General features: G+C 63.6%; 13 protein-coding genes. 5 read left to right on the top strand and 8 right to left on the bottom strand.

Going from position 1 to position 20,918, the window contains the following annotated elements:
* Positions 1 to 76: 76 nt before the first annotated feature.
* Together Pla108_RS21120 and Pla108_RS19795 are read right to left on the bottom strand one after the other, a co-directional pair.
* Positions 77 to 235 (bottom strand): hypothetical protein, encoded by a 159-nt coding sequence (locus tag Pla108_RS21120; RefSeq protein ID WP_197526737.1) that lies wholly within the window; start codon positions 233 to 235, stop codon positions 77 to 79.
* Positions 236 to 305: 70 nt separating this feature from the next.
* The gene (locus tag Pla108_RS19795) at positions 306 to 1,787 is read right to left on the bottom strand and encodes a LamG domain-containing protein (RefSeq protein ID WP_146446744.1); all 1,482 of its coding nucleotides are present in this window, start codon (positions 1,785 to 1,787) and stop codon (positions 306 to 308) included.
* A gap of 343 nt (positions 1,788 to 2,130) precedes the next feature.
* Here Pla108_RS19795 and Pla108_RS19800 point away from each other — a divergent pair, with 343 nt between their 5' ends.
* The gene (locus Pla108_RS19800) at positions 2,131 to 3,399 is read left to right on the top strand and encodes an AraC family transcriptional regulator (RefSeq protein ID WP_146446717.1); all 1,269 of its coding nucleotides are present in this window, start codon (positions 2,131 to 2,133) and stop codon (positions 3,397 to 3,399) included.
* 234 nt (positions 3,400 to 3,633) lie between these two features.
* Here Pla108_RS19800 and Pla108_RS19805 read toward each other — a convergent pair whose 3' ends face one another.
* The 5 genes from Pla108_RS19805 to Pla108_RS19825 all read right to left on the bottom strand — a co-directional run bounded on the left by Pla108_RS19805 (position 3,634) and on the right by Pla108_RS19825 (position 12,724).
* On the bottom strand, positions 3,634 to 6,498 hold the full coding sequence (locus tag Pla108_RS19805) for a glycoside hydrolase family 2 TIM barrel-domain containing protein (protein ID WP_146446718.1): 2,865 nt from the start codon (positions 6,496 to 6,498) through the stop codon (positions 3,634 to 3,636).
* Complete coding sequence (locus Pla108_RS19810) at positions 6,495 to 8,834, bottom strand: glycoside hydrolase family 31 protein (RefSeq protein WP_197526738.1); 2,340 nt, start codon at positions 8,832 to 8,834, stop codon at positions 6,495 to 6,497. The genes Pla108_RS19805 and Pla108_RS19810 overlap by 4 nt, the downstream gene beginning before the upstream one ends.
* 149 nt (positions 8,835 to 8,983) lie before the next feature.
* Positions 8,984 to 10,681 carry a glycoside hydrolase family 9 protein gene (locus Pla108_RS19815; RefSeq protein WP_146446720.1) on the bottom strand — a complete coding sequence of 566 codons (1,698 nt, stop codon included), beginning with the start codon at positions 10,679 to 10,681 and terminating at the stop codon, positions 8,984 to 8,986.
* Between the two features lie 76 nt (positions 10,682 to 10,757).
* Positions 10,758 to 12,029, bottom strand: a complete 1,272-nt coding sequence (locus tag Pla108_RS19820) for a FecR domain-containing protein (protein ID WP_197526739.1) — start codon at positions 12,027 to 12,029, stop codon at positions 10,758 to 10,760.
* A gap of 161 nt (positions 12,030 to 12,190) precedes the next feature.
* Positions 12,191 to 12,724 (bottom strand): sigma-70 family RNA polymerase sigma factor, encoded by a 534-nt coding sequence (locus tag Pla108_RS19825; RefSeq protein WP_146446722.1) that lies wholly within the window; start codon positions 12,722 to 12,724, stop codon positions 12,191 to 12,193.
* 392 nt (positions 12,725 to 13,116) lie between these two features.
* On the opposite strand from Pla108_RS19825, the gene Pla108_RS19830 reads away from it, so the two are divergent.
* The 4 genes from Pla108_RS19830 (at position 13,117) to Pla108_RS19845 (ending at position 18,251) form a co-directional block, all read left to right on the top strand.
* Positions 13,117 to 13,764 carry a PEP-CTERM sorting domain-containing protein gene (locus Pla108_RS19830; RefSeq protein ID WP_146446723.1) on the top strand — a complete coding sequence of 216 codons (648 nt, stop codon included), beginning with the start codon at positions 13,117 to 13,119 and terminating at the stop codon, positions 13,762 to 13,764.
* Between the two features lie 194 nt (positions 13,765 to 13,958).
* Positions 13,959 to 15,029, top strand: coding sequence for a PEP-CTERM sorting domain-containing protein (locus Pla108_RS19835; RefSeq protein ID WP_146446724.1), 1,071 nt, complete (start codon positions 13,959 to 13,961; stop codon positions 15,027 to 15,029).
* Positions 15,030 to 15,127: 98 nt separating this feature from the next.
* On the top strand, positions 15,128 to 16,231 hold the full coding sequence (locus Pla108_RS19840) for a DUF1559 family PulG-like putative transporter (protein WP_146446725.1): 1,104 nt from the start codon (positions 15,128 to 15,130) through the stop codon (positions 16,229 to 16,231).
* A gap of 34 nt (positions 16,232 to 16,265) precedes the next feature.
* Entirely contained in the window at positions 16,266 to 18,251 is a 1,986-nt protein-coding gene (locus Pla108_RS19845) for a hypothetical protein (RefSeq protein WP_146446726.1), read from the top strand.
* On the opposite strand, the gene Pla108_RS19850 is transcribed toward Pla108_RS19845, so the two are convergent.
* Complete coding sequence (locus tag Pla108_RS19850) at positions 18,242 to 20,857, bottom strand: glutaminase domain-containing protein (RefSeq protein ID WP_146446727.1); 2,616 nt, start codon at positions 20,855 to 20,857, stop codon at positions 18,242 to 18,244. The two genes, Pla108_RS19845 and Pla108_RS19850, sit on opposite strands and share 10 nt — an antisense overlap.
* Positions 20,858 to 20,918 lie beyond the last annotated feature (61 nt).

Raw genomic sequence — 20,918 nt, forward strand, 5'->3', positions numbered from 1 at the left:
GTCTGTGCAGAAGGTGCGTGAAATGAGAGAGGAGTAGCTATTGCGTTTCGCCTAGCGCCGTCACGGCGCCGCCCAGCTAGCGCATGTGGCGAAGAGCAGGCATAAGGAGCGGAGTGAACTCCTGCCCGGCGACTCCGTCTTCAAAGTCCCAGTAAGCAACCGTGGCGCCGGGCGCCCTTCCGACGAACGCTAAGAGCAGGGCGAGGGCAAGGTGGCAGCGGAAAGTGGCGATCATGAGGACAACTCCGGAACAGGATGCTGATCAATGGTGTGTGAGTCGAAAGCTGAGCGGGGACAATTCCTTCCTACCGACGACGCCGCGTTACCGCCGCCGCTGCCGCCGTCAGGCAGATCAATGCAGCCGACGACGGCTCGGGGACTGCGGCGGTCAAAGCGAGAAATGCCGGCAAACCGTTGGCGGCGATGTAGTCGGCTTTGAAGAGCCGGAAGTCGCCGAAGTCGTTGTCGCCATCGCCATCAATGTCGCCCTGCGAGAAGGTTTCGAAGGCGGTTGTTCCCGAGAGCGTGACAAGGTGATTAGTCAAAAGCGTGTCGTAGTCACTCGGATCGAGGACGCCGTCCAGGTTGAAGTCGCTCCGGCTGAACGATGTTCCGCCGTTACCCGTGTACCGAACCGGCACGTTGATCGAGATCTCGTTGAAGTTCGCGTCGAGAGTCGTCGCCGTCACGACCAGGTCTTCGTACGGCGACTTCGCCCAGAGGTTTCCGATACTGGCGGGCGAACCGACCTGGAAGCCATCGTCGGGACCGCCACCACCGATTGGGTCGGTCTCGGAGATCTCCAGGCTGCTGGGCGTGCCTTGCACCATCCAGATGTCGTCGGCGTCAATCGATCCGCCACTGTCCGCATCGCCATTGTCGGCGATCGACGCCCATCCCAGCGGGTCGATGCTTCCCGACGCCGAGGTGATGGTGTAGATGACTACGGTCTCGGCGGAGAGGTCATTGACGAAGGTAGCGGCTCCGGTGTCGCGGTTGACCTCCAACCGGAGCGGGTCGCCACAGAAGTCCGTACAGCCCGCCGAGTAGTTGGCTTGCACCTCAACGTCGGTCAAGGCGTTGTCGTAGATCCGGAACTCGTAGATAGAGCCCTGGAAAAAGGGATCGGGGTATAGCGAGCGACCGAGGTAGGCCAGGTCGTTGCTCACGTTTGCTAGACTGAAACCATTCAGGGGCGCCGTGCCGATTTGGGCGCCGTCGACGTAGTAGCCGACATCCGTCGAGTCGACCGTGAGCACAAGGTGGTGCAGGTTGCCGTCGTTGAGATCGCGAGCGCCGTCGGTGACGCCGACTTCCGCGTCGTACGTTCCGTTGGAGATGGCGCCGCGACTTCCTTGGTCACCAGGACCACGGCTTGGTTGGATCATTAGGTAGTCGTACCCAAGATTCGCCTGCTCCTCATTCGAACCATCGCTTGTACGACCAAGATGGGCTGCTGCCGTAAACCCGACGTTGCCGGCTCCGGGGACGAGCCACAATTCGAGGCTAACCTCGCCGTAGGTGTTGATTGCGATGTCCGGCCCCGGAAGCGCCACGTAGCCGGCGGTTCCGTCCAGAATCAAGCGGCTATCGGCGATGGCTACCGTGGCGCCATCGATGGCGGCGCCGTTCATGCCCCCTACCGAGTCGATGACGGTGAGGCCGTCACCCGAATTGAAGAGGTAGTTGTGCGTGACCGCTGCGCCGGCGCTGGTGGTGACGGCTACCGAGGCGAGGAACGCGACGACGGACGGGCATCCGCTCAGGCCAAGATTGAGACGAGACATACAGGGTCCCCTGTGACAGATTCAGGCGAAGCCAATGGTGGACGAGGACAACGCGTCGATTCGACGACAATCCGCAGTTCTCAGGACTCACCGGACGATCGACATCACGGATGAACGCGAGCGGACGCGGCAAGTCGCCGTGGCCCTTCGACGGCAGCCGAGCCGAACGAGCAGCGGGGTCGATTGAAAAGCAGAAAAATGTTTAGAAAAGCAACACGCTCAGACTATCCTCTACGAGGGGGGCGTGGCAAGCGGATTTCTTACAATTATTTAGCTTGCCCGCATATAATTGAAGTTTCGCTGCGTAGAAGGCCTGATATTGGGTCGGCCGTAGCGAGACGAAATGGACCGCGTTGGCATCCACGCCGATATCAGCTACGAGGCCTTCGCCGTCCCGTCATTTTGGACACCGATGCGTCACACGCCACAGGTCGCCCTACTGATCGAGACCTCGCGCGGCTACGGCCGCGACGTGGCGCTTGGCGTCGCGCGGTTCGCCCGCCTGCATGGCCCCTGGAGCTTCCATCTCACCCCGGGCGACTTCGAGCAGTCGTTCCCCTCGTCGCAGTACTGGAAAGGCGACGGAGTCTTCGCACGATTGGTGAGCGAAGAGATCGCGGACCAACTACTCGCCGCGGGCTTGCCGACGATCGCCCTCGACAAGAGCGAGGAGCAACTCAAGCCGACAAGCCCCCTCACGCAGTTCTCCGACCTGCGTGTTGATTCCGTCGCAGCGGCGCGGTTAGCTGCGGAGCACCTGCTCGAGCGCCGGTATCGGCACTACGCCTTCGTCGGCACGCCTGGCAAAGTCTGGTCGGATCACCGGCAGCAGACCTTCGGCGAAGTGATCCGCCAAGCGGGTTTCGAAGCGCAGGTCTTTGAACCCGTATCCACTGAGCTGGCGGGCCTTTGGGAACGTGAGATTTCGCGGCTTACCGATTGGGTGGCGTCGCTTCCCAAGCCGGTCGGCATTATGGCGTGCAACGACGAACACGGGCTGCATGTCCTGGATGCATGCCGCCGCGCCGGCGTCCGCGTGCCCGAACAAGTTGCCGTAATTGGCGTCGATAACGACTCGCTCCTCTGTGAGTTGTGCAGCCCAACCCTCTCAAGCGTCGTGTTGAACGGGGTCGAAGGAGGCTACCAAGCCGCCGCCCACCTCGACGCCATGATGCGAAAGGGCGGCAACGACCCGCGCGAGATCGTCGTCAACGCGTTACGCGTCGAGGCGCGTCAGTCGACTGATTTGCTCGGCGTCGACAACCGGCAGGTCGCCGCCGCCCTCGCCCTTATCAAGCGATCGAGAGGTCGCGACATCTCCGCCGACTCGGTCGCCGAACATGCCGAGTTGAATCGCCGTGAACTTGACGCGATGTTTCGTGACTCGGTTGGGCGATCTGTCTCCGCCGAGATCCAGCGAATCCGCCTCGAGCACGCCCGCCGTCTGCTGGAAGAGACCGATCACCCGATCCCTGCGATCGCCGAAGCGGCCGGGTACAGCTCCGCGAGCTACATGATTCAGGTCTTCCGACGCGAGCTAGATACCACGCCGTCGAAGTATCGATCAAGAGTGCGGTCCCTTAGCATCGCCGGCGTCGAACGATCGACCTGACGCGGCAGCGCGGTGTGATCAGCGTTCTCACGCAGCGCATCCGACTTGGAAGTCGGGTCAAGACGTGGCGTGCCGCCTTTGTCGCAAGGCGTGATTGCGCTGCAGCGTTCGATAGTCACCGGCGCCGCGCGGCGGCGCAAGGCGCTCGGATACAAACCTCCCGATCCGACCGACATCGGATACGCCCGGCTCAGCGGCGTCGCACGAACCTCGCCACGGCCGGAAAGGACGGGGCTAACTTCCGTTGCTCTCAAGCCGAATCGATTGGGGAGGAAGCCCCCGCGACTCGACGCGCAGCTGGATCTGGCCGGCCGTCCCCTCAAGGGCCCGAACGACAATCATGGCTTGCCCGTTGAAGAGCGGAACGCGGTCGTCGAGGAATGGATCGAGCGACAACGGATTGCCATTGTCGGCGCCGGCGAGCTCGCACGGTCCGGTGAGGCTGAACTGCAGGGCATTGTCGGCCAGCGGACAGGGGGTCCCGTTCTCGTCGACGGCAGTCGCCGTCACGAACGCGACATCTTCCCCGTCGGCGGCCAGCTCGGTACGATCCGCTTCGAGCAGGATCCGTTTGACCGGACCAGCGGTGCGCACAGCCGCCTTTCCGATCGGTCGGCCGTCCTTGTAGGCGACCGCTTCGAGCAGGCCAGGCTCGTAGACGACTTCGTTCCAGCGGATTCGGTCGTTGTAGGTCGGGCGAAAGTAATTCACCTCGTAAGGCGACGCAAATACCGAGAAGCCGACGATACCGGGGCCGACACCGTCGAGGCACTCCTGGAACGCAACCCGGAACCACCGACTCGTCACTGAGAGGCTGTGCACCGCCTCGTTGACGCCTCCCCAGCGGGGCGATTCGGAGGCTTGTTTCGTTGCAATCGTCCGCCATGCGACGCCGTCGTCTGACGCCTGCAGTTGGTAGCCGTAGTATTTCGACTCGCGGGGGAACTGGAGAGCGACCGACTCGATCGGTTGTTCGTCGCCAAGGTCGATCGCAACCCAGGCCTTCTTGTCCCCCGGATCGGCCGCCCAGTGAGAATCGCGTTGCGTTGAAGTGGCGGTGAGGAGTTCGGGCCCAGCGCCTTCCTGATGGCTGCTGGCCGTCGCGGCGGCTCCAAGGGCCAGATTGTGCGGGCGCGGCGGCGCCTCGCCCTTCCTCCGCACGCCCAGTGAACGGCCGTTGAGAAAGAGCTCTGCCGAGTCGCCGCTCGTATAGACCATCACGGGGACCTCTTTTCCAATACGCTCGGGCCAGTTCCAGTGCGGCGCGAGGTGAACAGTCGCCGCCTCGGGACGCCACACACTGCGGTAGAGATAGAAGCGGTCCTTGGGAAGCCCAATGAGATCGCATATGCCAAAGTAGGAACTTCGAGCGACTGCCGCGAACGGGGTCGGCTCGCCGAGGTAATCGAACCCCGTCCAAACGAACTCGCCGGCGACGAAACGATCTTCCCGCATCCGATCAAACTCGACCTCCGGCAGATCCGCCCAAGGCGCCGCGCACAGTTCGAACGCACTGACTTGATTCTCGGGCGAATAGTCGCACTTGGTGCTCGGGAGCGGCAGTTCGTAGAACCCGCGCGTGCTCACGGTCGACGCCGATTCGCTATACACGATCGGGGTCTCGGGGAAACGCTTGCGGAACAAGGCGTACCGTCGCTGGTAGTTCCAGCCGGTCAGGTCGAGGTCGGCGAGGATGTCGCTCTCCGCCGTCTGTGGGATGTGGCACCCCAGCCCCACGGGGCGGGTCGTATCGTGCTCGAGGAACGCGTCGCGAACCGTGCGGACACGCTCGCGGGACTTCCCCTCGAGGTCATGCGGTTGATTGAGGATTTCGTTGCCGATCGACCAGACGATCACCGACGGATGGTTACGGTCACGGCGCACGAAGGCGCTCGCGTGGCGTTGCAGATGGGCGACGAACGACGGCTCTCCATTGACGCGTCCCGCGGTGGCGTCCCATTTGTCAAAGAGCTCGTCCCACACCAGCAGCCCGAGCTGGTCGCAGAGGTCCAGGAACTCGGCCGCAGGCGGGTTGTGCGACGTGCGGATGGCGTTGACCCCCATGTCCTGCATAATCCGCAGCTGTCGCTCCGCCGCCTGGCGGTTGAACGCGCCGCCGAGGGGTCCCAAATCGTGGTGCAGGTTGACGCCGTGCAATTCAACACGCCGCCCGTTGAGCCAGAAGCCATCGTCCGCGGTGAACTCGAAGGAGCGGACGCCAAACGAAGTCGTGCGACGATCGACGACGGCGCCGTTAATCCGCAGTTCCGTCACGGCCGAATAGAGCGACGGGGCGTCGACTTCCCAGCGTTGAACGCCGGTGAGTTGGAATTCGTGCTTCGCTGCCGCGTCGCTCTTCGGGGCGATGGTCAAATCGCGGGTGGATTCGGCGACGGTGCTGCCATCGGGCGCGAGCAATCGCACGACCACGCTGAGCGGACTCACAATCGGCAAGTGATTCGCCACCTCGTTAGTGACGACCACCGTGGCCGTGTCGCCTGCAACCTCTGGCGTGGTGACGAACGTCCCACCGTGAGCCAGGTGCGTGGGGGGACTCACGACCAGCTTCACCTTCCGGTAGATCCCGGCGCCGGGGTACCAACGCGTCTCCATGCGCCGTGTGTTAAAACGGAGGGCGACAACATTCGCCCGCCCAAAACGGAGATGCTCGGTGATGTCGATCCTAAAGGGCGTGTAGCCGTAGTCCCACGACCCGGCCAGTTGGCCGTTGACGTAGATCTTCGGCGCCGCCATGACGCCGTCAAAGTCGAGGTAAACTCGAGAGCCCTCTTCGCGGCGATCGAGTGAGAGCCATTTGCGGTACCAGCCAACACCCCGCCAGGGGAGCTTGGCGGCGTGGCCGTCGACATCGGGATCGAAGGGGCCGGCAATCGCCGCGTCGTGCGGCGTGCGGACCGTTTGCCACGCAAGGTCGTCGAACGCCAGCTGCTCGGCCCCGGACGGGTCGCCCCAAGTGAACTTCCAGCCCCGGTTGAAGTCCGCCTCGCGCGCCAACGCCGTGTTTGCGAAGGAAAACGCGAGTGCGAACAGGGCAACCCGCAGGCGACCCCTCATTTGGCTCTGTTGGCGTGGGGTCATTCGTCTTCTCCGCGGTGATCGAATCCAGGTGTTGTTGTCCGCACCGCGTAGTCGCTGCCGCCGTCTGACTCTTGCGGTGACAGTCGCCAATCCCCCTGCCCCGAAAGGTGGGCGGTCAGAATGGTGTCGCGTCCCTCCGGGAAGAACACTCGTGTCGACGCGTCCGCCGTACTGTCGCCGTAGTGAACAAGCTCTAGCTGGTCCCAGGCAATGGCGCCGGTGTGCTGGGCGAGCGGCGCGTGCGGGACGAGCGACCCGTTGCGGACAAGCACGATGATCGGTAGCTCGGCTGCCGTCATCGTATGCCAGGCGCGTCCCTCAAAGGTCCCTCCCGTTTGGTAATCGATCCAATCACCGGGCGGTAGGTAGACGTCGCGCTGGAGGCCATCGTCGAGCAGTGGCGCGATCAGAAAGTCTTCGCCAAGCAGGTACTGGTCTTCGATCAGCCAACTGGTCGGGTCGTGGGGGTACGCGAAGAAGAGGGGACGGATCAGCGGCGCGCCGCGCTCGGCGGCGGTCCGCGATTGGGCCACCAAGTAAGGAATCAGGCGGTAGCGAGTTTCCATAATCTGGCGGAAGGTTCCGACGAACGCTTCGTCGTACTCCCACGGCTCGCGCGGCGGGGCGCCATGGCAACGTGTATGAGAGCCAAAGGCCGCCATCGCGAGCCAACGGACGTAGAGCTCGCGCGGCGCGCGCTCGACAAAGCCACCCGCGTCGTGGCTCCAGTAGGTGAACCCACATAGGCCTAGCGATAGCCCACCACGGAGGGTGGCGGCCATCGCGGAGTAGGTATTCTCCGCGTCACCGCCCCAATGCAAGGGGTAGCGTTGACTACCGGCCCAGGCGCTGCGGGCCCAGATGATCCGTTCGCCGGTGATGGCTTCGGTCAGGTCCGAGACAACGCGGTTGTAGAGTAACGGATAGAGGTTCCTCTCGTACCAACCGGTGCGGCCCGATGCGTAGACGCCTTCCAACGGGGCGTCTTCGCCGAAATCGACCTTGATGGCTCCGACTCCGAGCTTCAGCAACTCGGTGAGCTTGCCTTGGTACCAAGCCACCGTGTCGGGATTGGTGAAATCGAGCACGCCATCTTCGGCCGGCATCTTGCCGCCACGGTTCTTGACGAAGAGCCCGTCATCCTGGGCCTCGTCGAAGAGGCGATTCTTGGCGGTGAAGTAGGGGAGCTGCCAAAGGCAAACCCGAAAGCCGTCGTCGATGAGGTCCGCGATCATGCCTCGCGGGTCGTCGAAACGGCTCGCTGAGAACTGATAGTCGCACTGCCAATCGGTCTCGAACCAACCGGTGTCGAGGTGGATCACGTCGCACGGGATGGCGTGCTCGCGGAGCTTCGCCGCCACGTCGCGGACTTCCGCCTCGCTTTTATAGGTGATCCGGCTCATCCAGAGGCCGAAGGACCAGACCGGCGGCGCAGGGCTGCGGCCGGTCAACGCGGTGTACTCCTCGAGCACCTCCGCCGGGTCGCCGACAAAGAAGAACAGGTCCAGCTGCTCGTCACCGACGTAAGCGACGTTCGTGCCATCGAAGTCACGGCCAAAGTCGAAGGTCGTCGGCGTGCTGGTGTGGACGAAGACGCCGTAGCCGTTGCTGCTGAGGTAAAAGGGGATCGGTTTGTACATCCGTTGCGATTGCACGCCCATCGCGTCTCGTGTCATGGCGATAATCCGCTGGCCACGTTTGTCGAGGCGCGTGAAGGATTCGCCACAGCCGAAGAGACGCTCGCCGGGCGACAGCGACGTCGCAGCAGCAAACGACCGAGACAAGTCGGCGCCGTTCCGCACGAACGAGAACCCGGGTGGCGCCGAGAACGACGCGGGCTCGCCCAGCCGTCGGGTTGCGGTCAACACTCTCCCCTCGGCGTCTTCCAAGGTCACGCGCCACGGCCGCAGCGTCATCCGAAGCGTTGCCTTAGCGCTCTTCATGACAATCTCTTCGTCGTCGCTCTCGACGGTCCATTCCCCGCCCGCCGCAACGGGCCCGACGAGCATCAGCGAATCCCCAGCCGGGAGGGCGGCGTCACGCGCGTTGAACCTCAGCCGGATCGTGCGATCGCTAACGAGCGTCAACTCGAACGGCAGCACCGGATCGCGGTCGTACTCGGTATCGGGGAACTCGGTCGCGGCGCTGCGTGACAGCGGCGTGTCGACCTTGTTGAAATTCAAGCTCTGCCGCCGTTCATGACGCAACCAACGGATCGCCCCTTTGCCAGTTTCTTGGTCAAACCGCACCAAGTCCTCGGCGACAAAGTGGACCGACTGCTGCCCCTGGAAAGCGTCGGCGACATCGACCAAGTCGCCGAGGGATTCGCCGGCCAAGGCCGGAGCGCTCGTGATCGCGATTGTCGCCAGCCAGGCCGTAGCCCGCGATGCAAATGGAATAGGAAAGCTCATAGAAGCACGGGTATTCGAGGTGATAATCGAGATGAGAGCACGCCGCCCAGGTGGGCGATTAGCAGGCGGGGCAATTAGCGGACGGAGTCGTTGGTGTCGGGCAGTTGTGCGGCTAGCGCATAGACCAGGGCCGCATTCCAATTGATGGCGATCTCGTTGGTGCGGAAATCATCTTGGTCGTCCCGCCAATCGGTAGGGCCGCGATTCGGGCCGCCAACCAAGTAGCCCGGCCAAGGGGAGGCGACGCGGTCGGCACCACTCCGACGATCATGGGGATGCCGTGGCGGGTGATGACCCAATCCGGTTACCTGCGAGCGACCGAAGAGATTACGGCCGAACAAGTGGTGAACGGCGTCGAGCCCCGTGGCGGAGTACGCTTGCCGGGGCTCCACAAGGTTCGCCGCTTCGAGAAGCAGCACCTGCCGGGCGACGACACCGTTGCAACCCCAGCCGTAGCGTTCGCCGGCTGGCCGGCCGTAGGGATGTTCGGCGGCGGTTTCTACCAGTCGATCGGCGGTCCGCCGTAAGCCCGTCCTTAAGCGTTCAACCAACGCGGGTGAGCGTCCGGAACGAGACGATTCCAAGTAGGTCATCAGGCCCAGATTGGCGACGTTTCCCCAATCGAACGTGGTCTCAAAAGCCCCCTCCGAATGCGTGTCGCGACGTCTACGGCGTTGCGAGCCGTCGGCATGCCGGCTGATCGCCTCCTCGAGTCGCCGCAAGTCGTCGTCTTCGCCGGTTGTTTCCCAGACCTCGGCGAAGGCCCAAAGCCGGTCGTCGCGGTCGGCCGATTGATACGTCCCGGTGGAGAAGAGTTCGAGGTCGGGGGTCCGGTCCTCGGGATGTCGCAGCAGCTTGGCGTAGCTCTTCAGGCTCGCGTTCCGTAACCGTTGCGCGTACGCCGCGTCAGACAGCTCGAAGGTCCTGGACGCGGCAGCGGTCATGGCGACAAAGCTGGCGGTAGCGGCGGTTCCCCAGTCGGAGAAGTAGCGACGCTCCCGCTCCTCCTCGGGAAGTATAAACGGCCCAAAGTCCCGCGTGCTGACCTTGTGCGCCACCGAGCCATCGTCATTCTGCAATTTCAGCAGCCAGTCGAGCTCCCACCGCAACTCGTCCAGCAACGCCGTGTCAGTCGCAGCGGTGATCGCCGGGGCAAAGTCTCGCCAAGCCTTGAGCAGGCAGCCGACAGAGACTCCCGCGTTGACGACGTACTTGTTGTAGTCCCCCGCGTCGTGCCATCCGCCGGCGCCGTCGCGTCGAACGAGCGCCCCGTCGACCACGTGGTAGGCGTCGTGAAGATGGCAGGCCTCATGGGCGAAGGTCTCCCCGGCATGCGTTGCGGAGACGGCGCAGCCGCAACGCCAAAGCTTCATCGCCTGGAGCGTAAGACGGAACGCTTCGGAATAGACGCCCGAGTCGATTGCGAACGGCGGTGATCGTAACGCGTCTCCGGCGACTAAGGCGTATCGCCCTGGAGTGCTTACGGCCGAGAAGTCGGCCACCAAGGCGTCGCCCGCTGGAGACGCCTTGAGCTGTCCCTCGAAAACAACGGCTTGACTGTCGTACTCAGCGACTCGGAACAGGTCGCCAGGGTTAGCCGATGCAATGGCGAGCGTCGCGACTTTCGCAGCTCGTGGCGGGTAGCCCACCGTGTCGATCGACCAAACCGTCTCCGCCAGCGACACGCCGGCCGTCGCCCCAATGAGGACGACATAAGCCAGTGCGGAAGCCTTCGCTCGCAAGGGGACAGCCGTAAGGGCGAAGTTGGGCATCGAATCGCCATCGTGAAAAGGCCCTCGGCTAGTTGCCCGCCTGAGGGGGGAGCGGGAGCGTCTTGGCCAACGCCAATTACCTCGGGGTTGCGGCGATGCCGTACATCGCGCGAGCTTCCCGACCAACGCCCATCGATCCGAGTGTCACCACCTGACCCCTGCGGAACGGGCGCTTCCACACCGAAAAGACGTTGTCAATGCTCTCGCCAGGACCGGATGCGACGCTGAACTCGGGATTGCCGAACCAAGCGTCCTCGTCGAGGCCGATATCGACGCCCGTGTCTTCGTAGTCGGCAAGGAGCCAGTCGGGAATAGCGACCCGATTGTCGAAGAAAACATACAGTTCCGCGTCTTGGGCGAATTCGATCTGGATGGTTAGTTCGCCACGATAGCGGTAGTCGTTGACCGTGCGGACATAGTCGGCGCCGGCCAGGAAGTCCGGGAGGCCGTCGTGATCGAGGCCATTCCACTCGTGCGGATGGTCGACGTAAGACGGAGCGTCTTCACCGAAGCCGCCTGCCAGCACCTGGTAGTAGCTCACGCTCTTGCTAGCGCCGAGGTTGTCCCAGACCGCGGCAATCAAGGCGTCATTTTCCGGCCGTCGGGCGGTAGACCAGCCGTTGCCGGTCCACTCACCGTGGACTTGAAAGATCCGCTCCATCCCGCCGAGGCGGTCGACCCTTGCCGCCTCGCCTTGCGTCAGACGCCGCTCGAAAGACCGCTCCTCGCTCTGGAGCGACTTGAGATCCACCTCGCCCTCGAACACGACGACGTCGGTCTTCCCGTCGATCTCACGCGCGACGCCAAACCGGGTCCCAAGATCGACGACGCCGACATCGGGGGTCTCAATGGTGAAGCCACGCGCCCACCGCGGGACTTGGGCGGTCGCTTGGCCGTTGCGGAGTCGCACCAGCATGCCGGAGACCACTTCGCACTGGGCCGGCCCGGTGAGGTCCATCTCGACACCCGACGCAAACTCGATCGACAAAGACCCGGTCTCGATTTCTAGCAATCCCGACACGAGCTGATCAGCGCCGAGCAGCGCTGAGGTCGCCGACGCCAGTCGCAAGTCGGCCCCGGGGAGAACCCGGCCGATCGCAAAGTTACCAGTCCTGGCAGGAGCAGCCCGGGTGGGGCCAAGCCGGTCGGGACTCCAGAACCAGAGCGTCGCGAGCAGACAGGCCGCGGTCGCGATGAAGGCGGCGCCGGTGCTCCAGAGCCTAAAGCCTTGCGGGAGGGCCGTCGCCGGCGCCACTCGATGGGGCGGCTCGACGTTCTTTTTCTCATCCGTCGGTGATGAATCGTCCGGCTGGGCTGTCACCGATTCCGCCACGGCAGACGGAGACATCTCCCACGACAGCAAACTATGGACGCGCAATTGCTCGAAGACCGCGCGATGCAGGCCTGGATGATCGTCAAGCAGTCTTCGCAACTCGGCGCTCTCAACGTCGGTCTCAGAACCAGCAAGGACCGAGTCGAGTAGATCTCGCAGGCGGGATTCGGGGTCGGTCATGAGGCGTAGCCCCCGTCGGCGCCGACGAGGCGTGTTTCGATGCACTTGGCGAGCGCTTTGCGGAGTCGGTAGAGCTGCGCTGATACGCCGTTGGCCGTCACCCCGGTTCGAGACGCGATGGCTTTGACCGACAGCGAGCCCTGGTAGCGTTGGGTCACCAGCTGACGCTGGCCCGGCGGCAGCTGCCCGAGGCACTCTCGCAAGGCGGTGAGTCGATCGTCGGCTTTGACGGGGTCGTTAACGCAATCATCGCTGAGGGCCTGAACGAATTCGTCACTGAAGACGAGCCGCGAGCGGCCCCGCGCCTTGCGGTGCGCCAGCACCCGATTGAACGCAAACTTCATCGCCCACGGGAGAAACGGTCGGTCGAAGTCGAAACGGTCCATGTTCGACCAGAGGTCGACATTAGCGTCTTGGACCACATCGGCCGCGGCCGAGTCGCCGGCGAGCAGCATGGTCACGTAGGAGTACAAGTCGCGCTGATGCGCAGTGAGCATTTCCATGAAGCGTCGGCTGCGGTCGTCTGACATGGTTGAAGCGTTGTCGTTAACTGCCTTATCGGCTTCGAAGCAGCCGCGATGGTCCTCGGGGCGTCATTCGGTGGTTGCCCGACGGAGTGATTGCCCGACGAAAAGGCGTCCGCCATTCGCGGGGTGACAGTTCCACCAAGTTATGAGCCTGATTTGAAAAAATCTGACGGAAAAAAGCACCAAACCGCGTCAGAAACGCCTGGGCGCCGCTTAATTGTTCCTAGACGGGGCAGACTCACCTGCCCCGATCCTCGTCAGTTACCGCTTATCCGCTTCTACTTCCACTGCATCGGCTACAGCTGCCAGTTGGGGCGTCTGCCGCCGACGCGCCCGCGGGAAACGCCCCTTCGGCGCCTGCCGGGACTTATCGCTAACCGCTCGAGTTGCATCTAATGACTACGCCCTCTCACGTTTTTTGCATCGGCCGCGTCGCGCTGGCTCTCGCCATCGGGACCGCTGTGTCCGCGTCGGCCGCCGACACGACGCTCTTTACAACACAAGAGGACTTCACCGGCTGGAATGACTCCGTCCAGCAGGCTAGTCCCGACTTGGATGGCTCCTCGACCAATGGCCTCGCCGAGGGCGGTGGCCCCGGCACCCCCGGGTCCCTGCTGGTGATCCCCGGGTCCGGCTTTATGTACATCAGCTCGGATGGACAGCAAGACAACGTGGCCCTCGTCAGCGCCCTCGGCACAGGGGGCGTGATTCAGTTCGACCATCAGATTCCCGCCGAAGCGGCCGCTAGCTACTTCCAGCTTGGCGCTCTGTTTAACTACGACGGCCACTTCGACCAGTACTTCGGGACCACCGTCGATAACCTCGACGGGACCTTCACCACCTCGGTGCCCTTCGATTTTTCGCCCGGCGACCTCGCGAGCTACCTGCAGATCGGCCTGATTTATAACGCCGGATTTAGTGGCGTCTCGTTCACGGTCGACAACGTCCGCATCGCGGGACCGGCGATCCCTGAGCCCACATCGACCGCCATCGCAGCGATCGGGCTTGCGGGCCTCGGGATGATGCGTCGCCGGCGGCGCTAGCCGACTATTGGCGATTGGGTCAATGCCGCCCGCGCCAGCGCAAGAACAAACAATGAGTTTAAGATTCCGATCAGGTAGGAGCCGGCCTGCTGGGGGTGAGCCGGCCGGCTTCTAACTGATCACGCCGTGGAGCCAACGCTCCTCCCACTCTCTAAGTCAATCGCCCTCCGCGACCATCTACAGGCAGAAATAGTATGAGAGGCGCCTTGCAAGCGATCGCCGTCGTGGCCGCGAGCCTACTGTTCGTGGGCTACGCACCGGCCCAGTTTAAAATCGACTTCGATCTCGAGTTCGACGGTCCGATCCCCCCTGACCAAAATCCGGGCGGGACCACTGGCATGTACCAGTTCCACGGACCCACGGGGAACGTCAACTTCCCCACATATAACCTTGGGTTCAGCCACGCGATCGTCTCGGATGGCAACGGGGGTTTCGCGTACGAGCAGACGGTCGATTCGTCCGGATTGGCGACGCAAGTCGGGACGTTCCCACCGAACCCGCAACCGCCGGGCTACTTCTATACCGGCGGCGGCGGTGGCTTCTTTGTTCCCAACGACAGCGGCATGACCGGTCTTGGGGAAGACGATCCCGCGAACTACCGCTTCTCGTGGGACTTGAGCCTCGACGGCCAACTCTCCGAGGTTCCGCTGTACTTTAACTTTGGGCAGTTCGACGCGGACTACGAGGTGACCTACGGTATCGACGCCAATTCTGACGGCGACATGCTGGACGGTGCCAACACGTATGTCGTCAGCGATATTCCTGTGTCGCTCGCGATGACGGCCGGCTTTCAGCCCTGGTCCACCACGCTCAATGTCGGCGCCGCGACGGCGACCGGCGACACCGGCGTCCTGCCTGAACACATCGTTTTTGACAACGAGAACTCCATCTACTTTTCGTGGTACTTCGGCCACACGGAGTTTGGCTTCGACAACGACAACACCGTGCTCTTCGACAACATCGCCGTCGACTTCACGGCCGTCACGCCGATCCCGGGTGACTACAACCTCGACGGCAGCGTCGACGCCGCGGACTACACCGTCTGGCGCGACAATCTAAATGGATCGAACGACGTCCTGAGCGGCAACGGCGACGAGTCGGGCCCCAGCGCAGGCGTCGTCGACCAAGCGGACTACGACTACTGGGCCGCCAACTACGGGTCGACCGGCGGCGCCACGGCGATCGGGGTCCCCGAACCGGGTTCTCTTCTGCTTGCAGGCTTGGCGCTCGTCGGCGCGAGCCGCCGGCGGAATCGTACGGTCTGATCGACACGCTTGCCGTGATTCGTAGCGGCGCCGGTGGGACGGTCGAGGCGCCGTTCCACCGTGGTGTCGTCGTCGGACCAACTAGGAGGGAATGGAACATGAAGAGGGCGTTCACACTCGTCGAACTGCTGGTGGTGATCGCCATCATCGGCATCTTAGTGGCTTTGCTGCTGCCCGCCGTGCAGGCCGCCCGAGAGGCGGCGCGGCGTACGCAATGCAAGAGCCAGCTGAAGAACATCGCGTTGGCGATCGCCAACCACCACGATACGCAAGGACTGTTCCCGACCGGGGGCGTCTCCTACGGACAACCGTTGGAGTGGTTTGTCAGCGGCGGCAGCCCCTACCAAGCGCCGAAGCAGGGTTGGTCGTGGGCGTACCAGATCCTCTCGTTCCTCGAAGAGGGAGCTCTGGCCAATCTGGTCACCACCGAACAGGTGGCGGAGACCGCGGTGCCGCTCTACAACTGCCCCTCGCGCCGTGGCCCGACCTTCTTTGAGAATCCGGTGCAGGGCGCTTCGTACCTGATGGACTACGCGGGAACGCAGCCTCTCACAAAGAATACGAACGACCCGTTCTTTGCTACGAGTCCGTCGTTGTACTACGACGTCCCGGCTCACGTCGCCTCCGGGACGTACACCCGTGTGCATCAGGGGTTCTGGAGCCCACGCGGGAGTGGCTATCCGAACCCCGTCAACTACGGCGTGTTCGACGGCGTCATTATCCGCTCCCCTTACCGGGTCGTTTCGGGCCCGCCGAACCCGGTTCCGGCGAGTCCCCCGGCGGAGCTTGCCGAGCTAACGGGCGTTCCAAAGAAGGTCACCTACAGCAAGATCTCCGACGGCACCAGCAAAACCATGGTGATCGGCGAGAAGTGGGTGCCGACCGATCGGTACGAGCCGTCCGATACGAACTACTCCGCCTCGGACGACCACGGCTGGGTCGACGGCTGGGACCCCGACACGATGCGGACCACCGGCTGGCCGCCGCAGCCCGATTCGCAGGCCGACCCCGCGACCAGTGGAACCGGTTCCGACCAGGACTACTTCTTCGGCTCGGCGCACCCGGGCGGCTTCCAGACGACGTTTGCCGACGGATCGGTCCATTCGATCAGCTACGACATCGATATGACCGTCTTCAACAGCCTCGGCACGCGGAACGGCGAGGGGTTGAATGAGACGACCGACCTGACGGGCGTCCAGTAACTAACCGCCAGCTGGCGACGGGGAGAAGAGGCGTATGGCGGTTGTGCATTGGCGTGGCCTATTAAGCCACATCGTGTTGTTGGCGGGTAGTTGTTGCCTCGCCGCGCCGGCGCTGGGCCAGGTTTCAGCGATCGTCAATGTCGACTCCACGACGGTGCGGTCGGTCATGTCCCCGCTCGGCTTAGGGGTGCACACGTCGCCCTACTACAACAGCCTCAGCAACGCCGGCATGGACGAGCGACTGGAGGCGGCCGGCGTTACGACCATGCGATTCGGCGGCGGCGGTTATGCGGACGTGCTTCACTGGTCGATCGCGCGCCCGCAATGGGAGAGTGGCGTCGTCGGCGGCGGACTCTCTCCTTGGTTCGGCAACGCCAGTGACTTTGGCTACGTCGGCCCCGGTTCTGATTTCGGTAGCTTTGTCAAACTGCTCGACCAGACCGACAACAGTCGGGCCGTGGTGACGGTGAACTACGGCTCGGCGCTGAAGCTGGTGAATGGCCAGTCGGCGGTCCCTGACTTCGGCGGTCAGCCCAAAGAAGCCGCCGCCTGGGTCGCCTACGCCAACGCCGATCCGGCGATCTACGGCACGCCAAATGACATTCCCCTAGGCGTCGATCAGCAGGGCAACAACTGGAAGACCGCCGGCTACTGGGCGCGGCTCCGCGCATCGACCCCGGCAGAGTTCCAGTCTTGGGCGTCGTCGGACGGGGTCTACGAGCCGCTCAACCAGTTCCTCGCCATCGACCGCGACGCCCCCGTCGGTATCGAGCACTGGGAGATCGGCAACGAGACCTTCGGCACGGGCTACTACGACGGCAGCACCGGCTACAGCGTCGATTACGACCTCCCGTACGGCGCCAACCGTGAGCTGGCTCCCGAGCTCTCCCCGGCCCGATACGCCCAAGACCTGGTCGAGTACGCCCAGCTGATGCGTTCGGTCGATCCGACGATCAAGATCGGGGCGGTGCTCGCCACGCCGCCCGACGACACTTGGTCCTATGCGGACTTGAACGGCAACAATTCACGACAGTCGAACGAGCCCTACTGGAACGACGAAGTCCTCGCCAACGCGGCCAGCGAAATCGACTTCGTGATGGTTCATTGGTACCCGTATGTGGGCGAGAACAGCGACGGCGCCGCTTTGCTCGATGCGGTTGCCGACAAGATCGGCCCGATGATTAGCGGGCCGTCTTCGGCCGGCAGACTTCCGAGCCTACGCGACTCGCTCGCCACACACGGCATCCCCGACGCCGAGATCATGGTCACCGAGTTCAACTACTTCGGTTCCCTACAGAACTCGTTGGCGGACGCCGCCGAGTCGCTCTTCGTAGCGGACGCTTACGCGTCGTGGCTCGAGCAGGGGGTTACGAGCGTGCAGTACCTGGAATTGCTGACCAAGGACTTCTTATCGGATTCCAGCGGGCTCGACCCCGGCTCGGCGTACTGGGGCGTCTCTCTAGTCGACAAACTCGCCAAGCACGGCGACGCCTATGTCGACGCCCAGAGCAGCGAGTCGTCCGTTCGGATCCACGCCGCCGTGCAGGCCGACGGCAGCGTCGCGGTGATGTTGCTCAACACGGCCCTCTCCGGCGACGCGACCGTGGCCATCGACATCGAAGGCGTTTCACTCGGCGGAGACGGTGTCCGTTACACCCTCACGGGCGGCGACAGCCTCGTCGCTTCGCCGCTGTCGGGTGTCGCCAACGGCTTTTCGACAACCGTTGGACCGCGTAGCGCCCAGGTTCTGGTGCTGTCCGCCACCGCCGCCCTCGCAGGCGACTTCAACGGCGATGGCGTCGTCGACGCGGCCGACTACACGGTCTGGCGTGACGACCCTTCCTTCACCCCGGCCGACTACGCCGACTGGCAGGCGAACTACGGTTCGACAACGGTGACGGGGTCGTTTGCTGGGACGGAGTCGCCGGCTGGAACGGGCGTGCCCGAGCCGGCGTCGGCGCTGCTGGTTAGCCTGATCGTCGTGGGGGCCTGCTACTCGACACGAAGGCGTCACCTTTGAACTGGCAGAGTCGCCTTCTTCAAAGCGCTGATGCCCACATCGATATACTGGCCGCCCGATGTCTGCCGGCAGTGCACCGCCAACACGTTGCCGGTCGACTTTAGTGCGGCGATCGCATCGGGACGGATCGGTTGCTGATCGTACTGGGTCGTGTAGCCTTTGAATTCCCCGGCAAGCACGCCGTTGAGAAAGACTTGCGCCTTCTCGTCGTGATGGATGTGGAGGCGGAGCGATTCATTGATCTCGCCGGGGAGGTCGAACTGGCGACGGAGCCAGATGTCGCTGCCGGTCCATTTCGTCCCGACCGTCGAGTTGGGGGTTTGGCTCGTGCCGAATCCTGACTCGCCTTCGCTCCATTGCGAGTCGTCGTAGTCGCCGGCTTGCCAGTCGCCCTGGGGAGCCTGAGTCGTGTATCGCCACACCGCGGGAGCCTCGTCGGCGGCTTTGACCAAGAAATCAATCTCGGGCGGAACGGGCATCTGGGCGTAGTCGCGGCCCGCCTCGCCGCCACGGCGGGCCCACTTGTCCCAGACCTGGGGCTCGTAGAGCAGCCGCATAAAGACGCCACCGACCACCGGACGCGCGGTGAAACCCACCCGCTCGCCGCTGTGCGTGCGGTACCAGTCGGTCATCGGAACCTTGTTCGGCGTCTCGCGGAGGAAGCGGTGCACCGGCTGCACGAGCGCTTCGAAGTCCTCGCGATCTCCGGTCAGCGTGGCGGTCCACAAGATCCAGTCGAGCTTGGTGTAAGGCCGCCGATTGTCCAGCGGGAGTCCGAAACGGTTTTGCATCCGTCGATAGAAGTGCATCTCCTTCTCGCGGACGGCGTCCGGGAACAGGTCGAGGCCGAGGAGGCGGTCCCAGACGAGGTTGTACTTCTGACTCCAGGTGTCCGGCTTATCGAAGGCGAGCCGGAAGTGATTGCCGTCGTCGGCCGCCTCGATCCAGCGCGCGGCGAATTCTTTGGCGGTCGCACGGTACTTCGCCGCCATCGCCTCGTCGCCGCGTATTTCACACAGCTGGGCGAAAGCGCCGAGAACGCAGATCGCCTTGGCGGAAAGGTTGACGTTGTGCGCCAAGTGACCGGCGAAGTCGTCGGTGCAGAGTTGGTTGGCGGGGTCGAAGCCGCTCTGTTCGAGGTACTCCGCCCACTCGGTAAGCTGGGGCCAGTAGCGCTCGGCGAAGCTGGCGTCGCCATCGAGTTTCGCGATCGCCGCCATGAGGATGAGCAGATTTCCGCTCTCCTCGACCGGCATCTGGTTCTCTTCGCTGTGCTCACCGCCGCCGTAGACCTGCCCATTCGCGCGAGGATAGGTGCCGAGGTCGTGCGGGGCGAACGGGAACGTCCAGCGGTCGCTCGCCGCGTACTCCATGAAGGGGACGATAAAGGACTTCGCTAGCGACGGTCCGAACAGGAGAAACTGCGGCGCCATCGGGTAGAAGACGTCCGACGTGCCGATGCAGCCGTTGGAGTTATTCTCCTTGCAGAACTGGATCGGCAGACCATTCGCGTCGGCGACCAGCTTGCCCGCAGCGAAGCACTCCCGGTACGCGAGACAGGCGATGTCGGCGTACTCACGCCCCCCCGCCGCCTCGAGGTCGGCAATCAGCTCCTGGTCGAAGGCCTCGCAGCGCTCGATGACGCTACGATGGTCCGCCAGTGCTTCCGAAAGCAATCCCTTGGCGGTCAGGCCGTCCCGCCGCAAGTAGGGACGCAGCCGAGACCCCATGTAGGTGATCGAGTACAGGTCGTCGTAGGCGAGCACGACGCCGCGCGTCACCGGCTTGTCGCCGACTTTCAGTCCCTGGAACGTGACGGCGCCGGCTACTTCGTTGCCGGGGGCCGACTCGATCGAAGTTGGCGCCGAATCGCTCGACGCGCCATTCCGCAGAGCCGTGACCTGCTGAGCGCCCTCCGCCAACGAGAACTTGACGCCTTTGCCGCCAGCGGCCGCCAGGTAGAGGTGGCCCCAGTCGATGCGGATATCGTCTCCCTGATGCATCAGGACCGCTTGCGAAACCGATCCCATCTTCAGCGCGCGACCGCCCTTGATCTTAACCGCGGACGCTTTGACCAAGTCGGGGGCCAGGTTGACGCACAACTCTCCTGAGACATTGAACGCAACGGCGACGTCATGCGACTCGCCATCGATCGACTTCATCTCGTAATCGACATAGGTCACCGGCCGTGACATCAGGTCGAGGTCGTCGGGCAGCATCGGCGTCGTGAACGCCAACTCGAGCTCGACGCCCGCGCCCCGGAAGACATAAACGGTCCTCGTCGGCGCGACGCGTAGGCCGATCTGTTCCAGAGCCGGCGTCTCTTCGGGCTCCGCTCCGAGGACCCGGTACGTCTGCCCGTCGATCGTCACGACGCTGCCAATCGCGTGCCGTCGCCCGGTCCAGTGAGTGGTCTCGACTTCGGTCAGTTGCCGGCCGGTCGACCAGACGCTGAAGTACGGGTCGCACGTAACCAGCGGCGTCGCCGGCGGCGTCCACCCCAGGAAGTTTTGCTCGTTGGCGCTGGCGACTCTGTTGACAGAAGCCAGGTTGATAGAAGCCAGGATCAGCCAGGCGGTGAGCGATTTCAAAACAGGGTAGGTCATAGAGATTGCAGGCGAGGAAATCGTCGCGGTCGAAGTCGAATTGGGTGCGTCTCTAAAAATC

Source organism: Botrimarina colliarenosi (genome assembly GCF_007859955.1).
In the GTDB taxonomy this organism is placed as follows: domain Bacteria; phylum Planctomycetota; class Planctomycetia; order Pirellulales; family Lacipirellulaceae; genus Botrimarina; species Botrimarina colliarenosi.

Coding starts and splice junctions, on each gene's coding strand:
- Pla108_RS19835 (WP_146446724.1), top strand. CDS start 13,959: ATGAGAGGCGCCTTGCAAGCGATCGCCGTCGTGGCCGCGAGCCTACTG.
- Pla108_RS19795 (WP_146446744.1), bottom strand. CDS start 1,787: ATGTCTCGTCTCAATCTTGGCCTGAGCGGATGCCCGTCCGTCGTCGCG.
- Pla108_RS21120 (WP_197526737.1), bottom strand. CDS start 235: ATGATCGCCACTTTCCGCTGCCACCTTGCCCTCGCCCTGCTCTTAGCG.
- Pla108_RS19820 (WP_197526739.1), bottom strand. CDS start 12,029: ATGTCTCCGTCTGCCGTGGCGGAATCGGTGACAGCCCAGCCGGACGAT.
- Pla108_RS19830 (WP_146446723.1), top strand. CDS start 13,117: ATGACTACGCCCTCTCACGTTTTTTGCATCGGCCGCGTCGCGCTGGCT.
- Pla108_RS19805 (WP_146446718.1), bottom strand. CDS start 6,498: ATGACCCCACGCCAACAGAGCCAAATGAGGGGTCGCCTGCGGGTTGCC.
- Pla108_RS19825 (WP_146446722.1), bottom strand. CDS start 12,724: ATGTCAGACGACCGCAGCCGACGCTTCATGGAAATGCTCACTGCGCAT.
- Pla108_RS19845 (WP_146446726.1), top strand. CDS start 16,266: ATGGCGGTTGTGCATTGGCGTGGCCTATTAAGCCACATCGTGTTGTTG.
- Pla108_RS19840 (WP_146446725.1), top strand. CDS start 15,128: ATGAAGAGGGCGTTCACACTCGTCGAACTGCTGGTGGTGATCGCCATC.
- Pla108_RS19815 (WP_146446720.1), bottom strand. CDS start 10,681: ATGCCCAACTTCGCCCTTACGGCTGTCCCCTTGCGAGCGAAGGCTTCC.
- Pla108_RS19850 (WP_146446727.1), bottom strand. CDS start 20,857: ATGACCTACCCTGTTTTGAAATCGCTCACCGCCTGGCTGATCCTGGCT.
- Pla108_RS19800 (WP_146446717.1), top strand. CDS start 2,131: ATGGACCGCGTTGGCATCCACGCCGATATCAGCTACGAGGCCTTCGCC.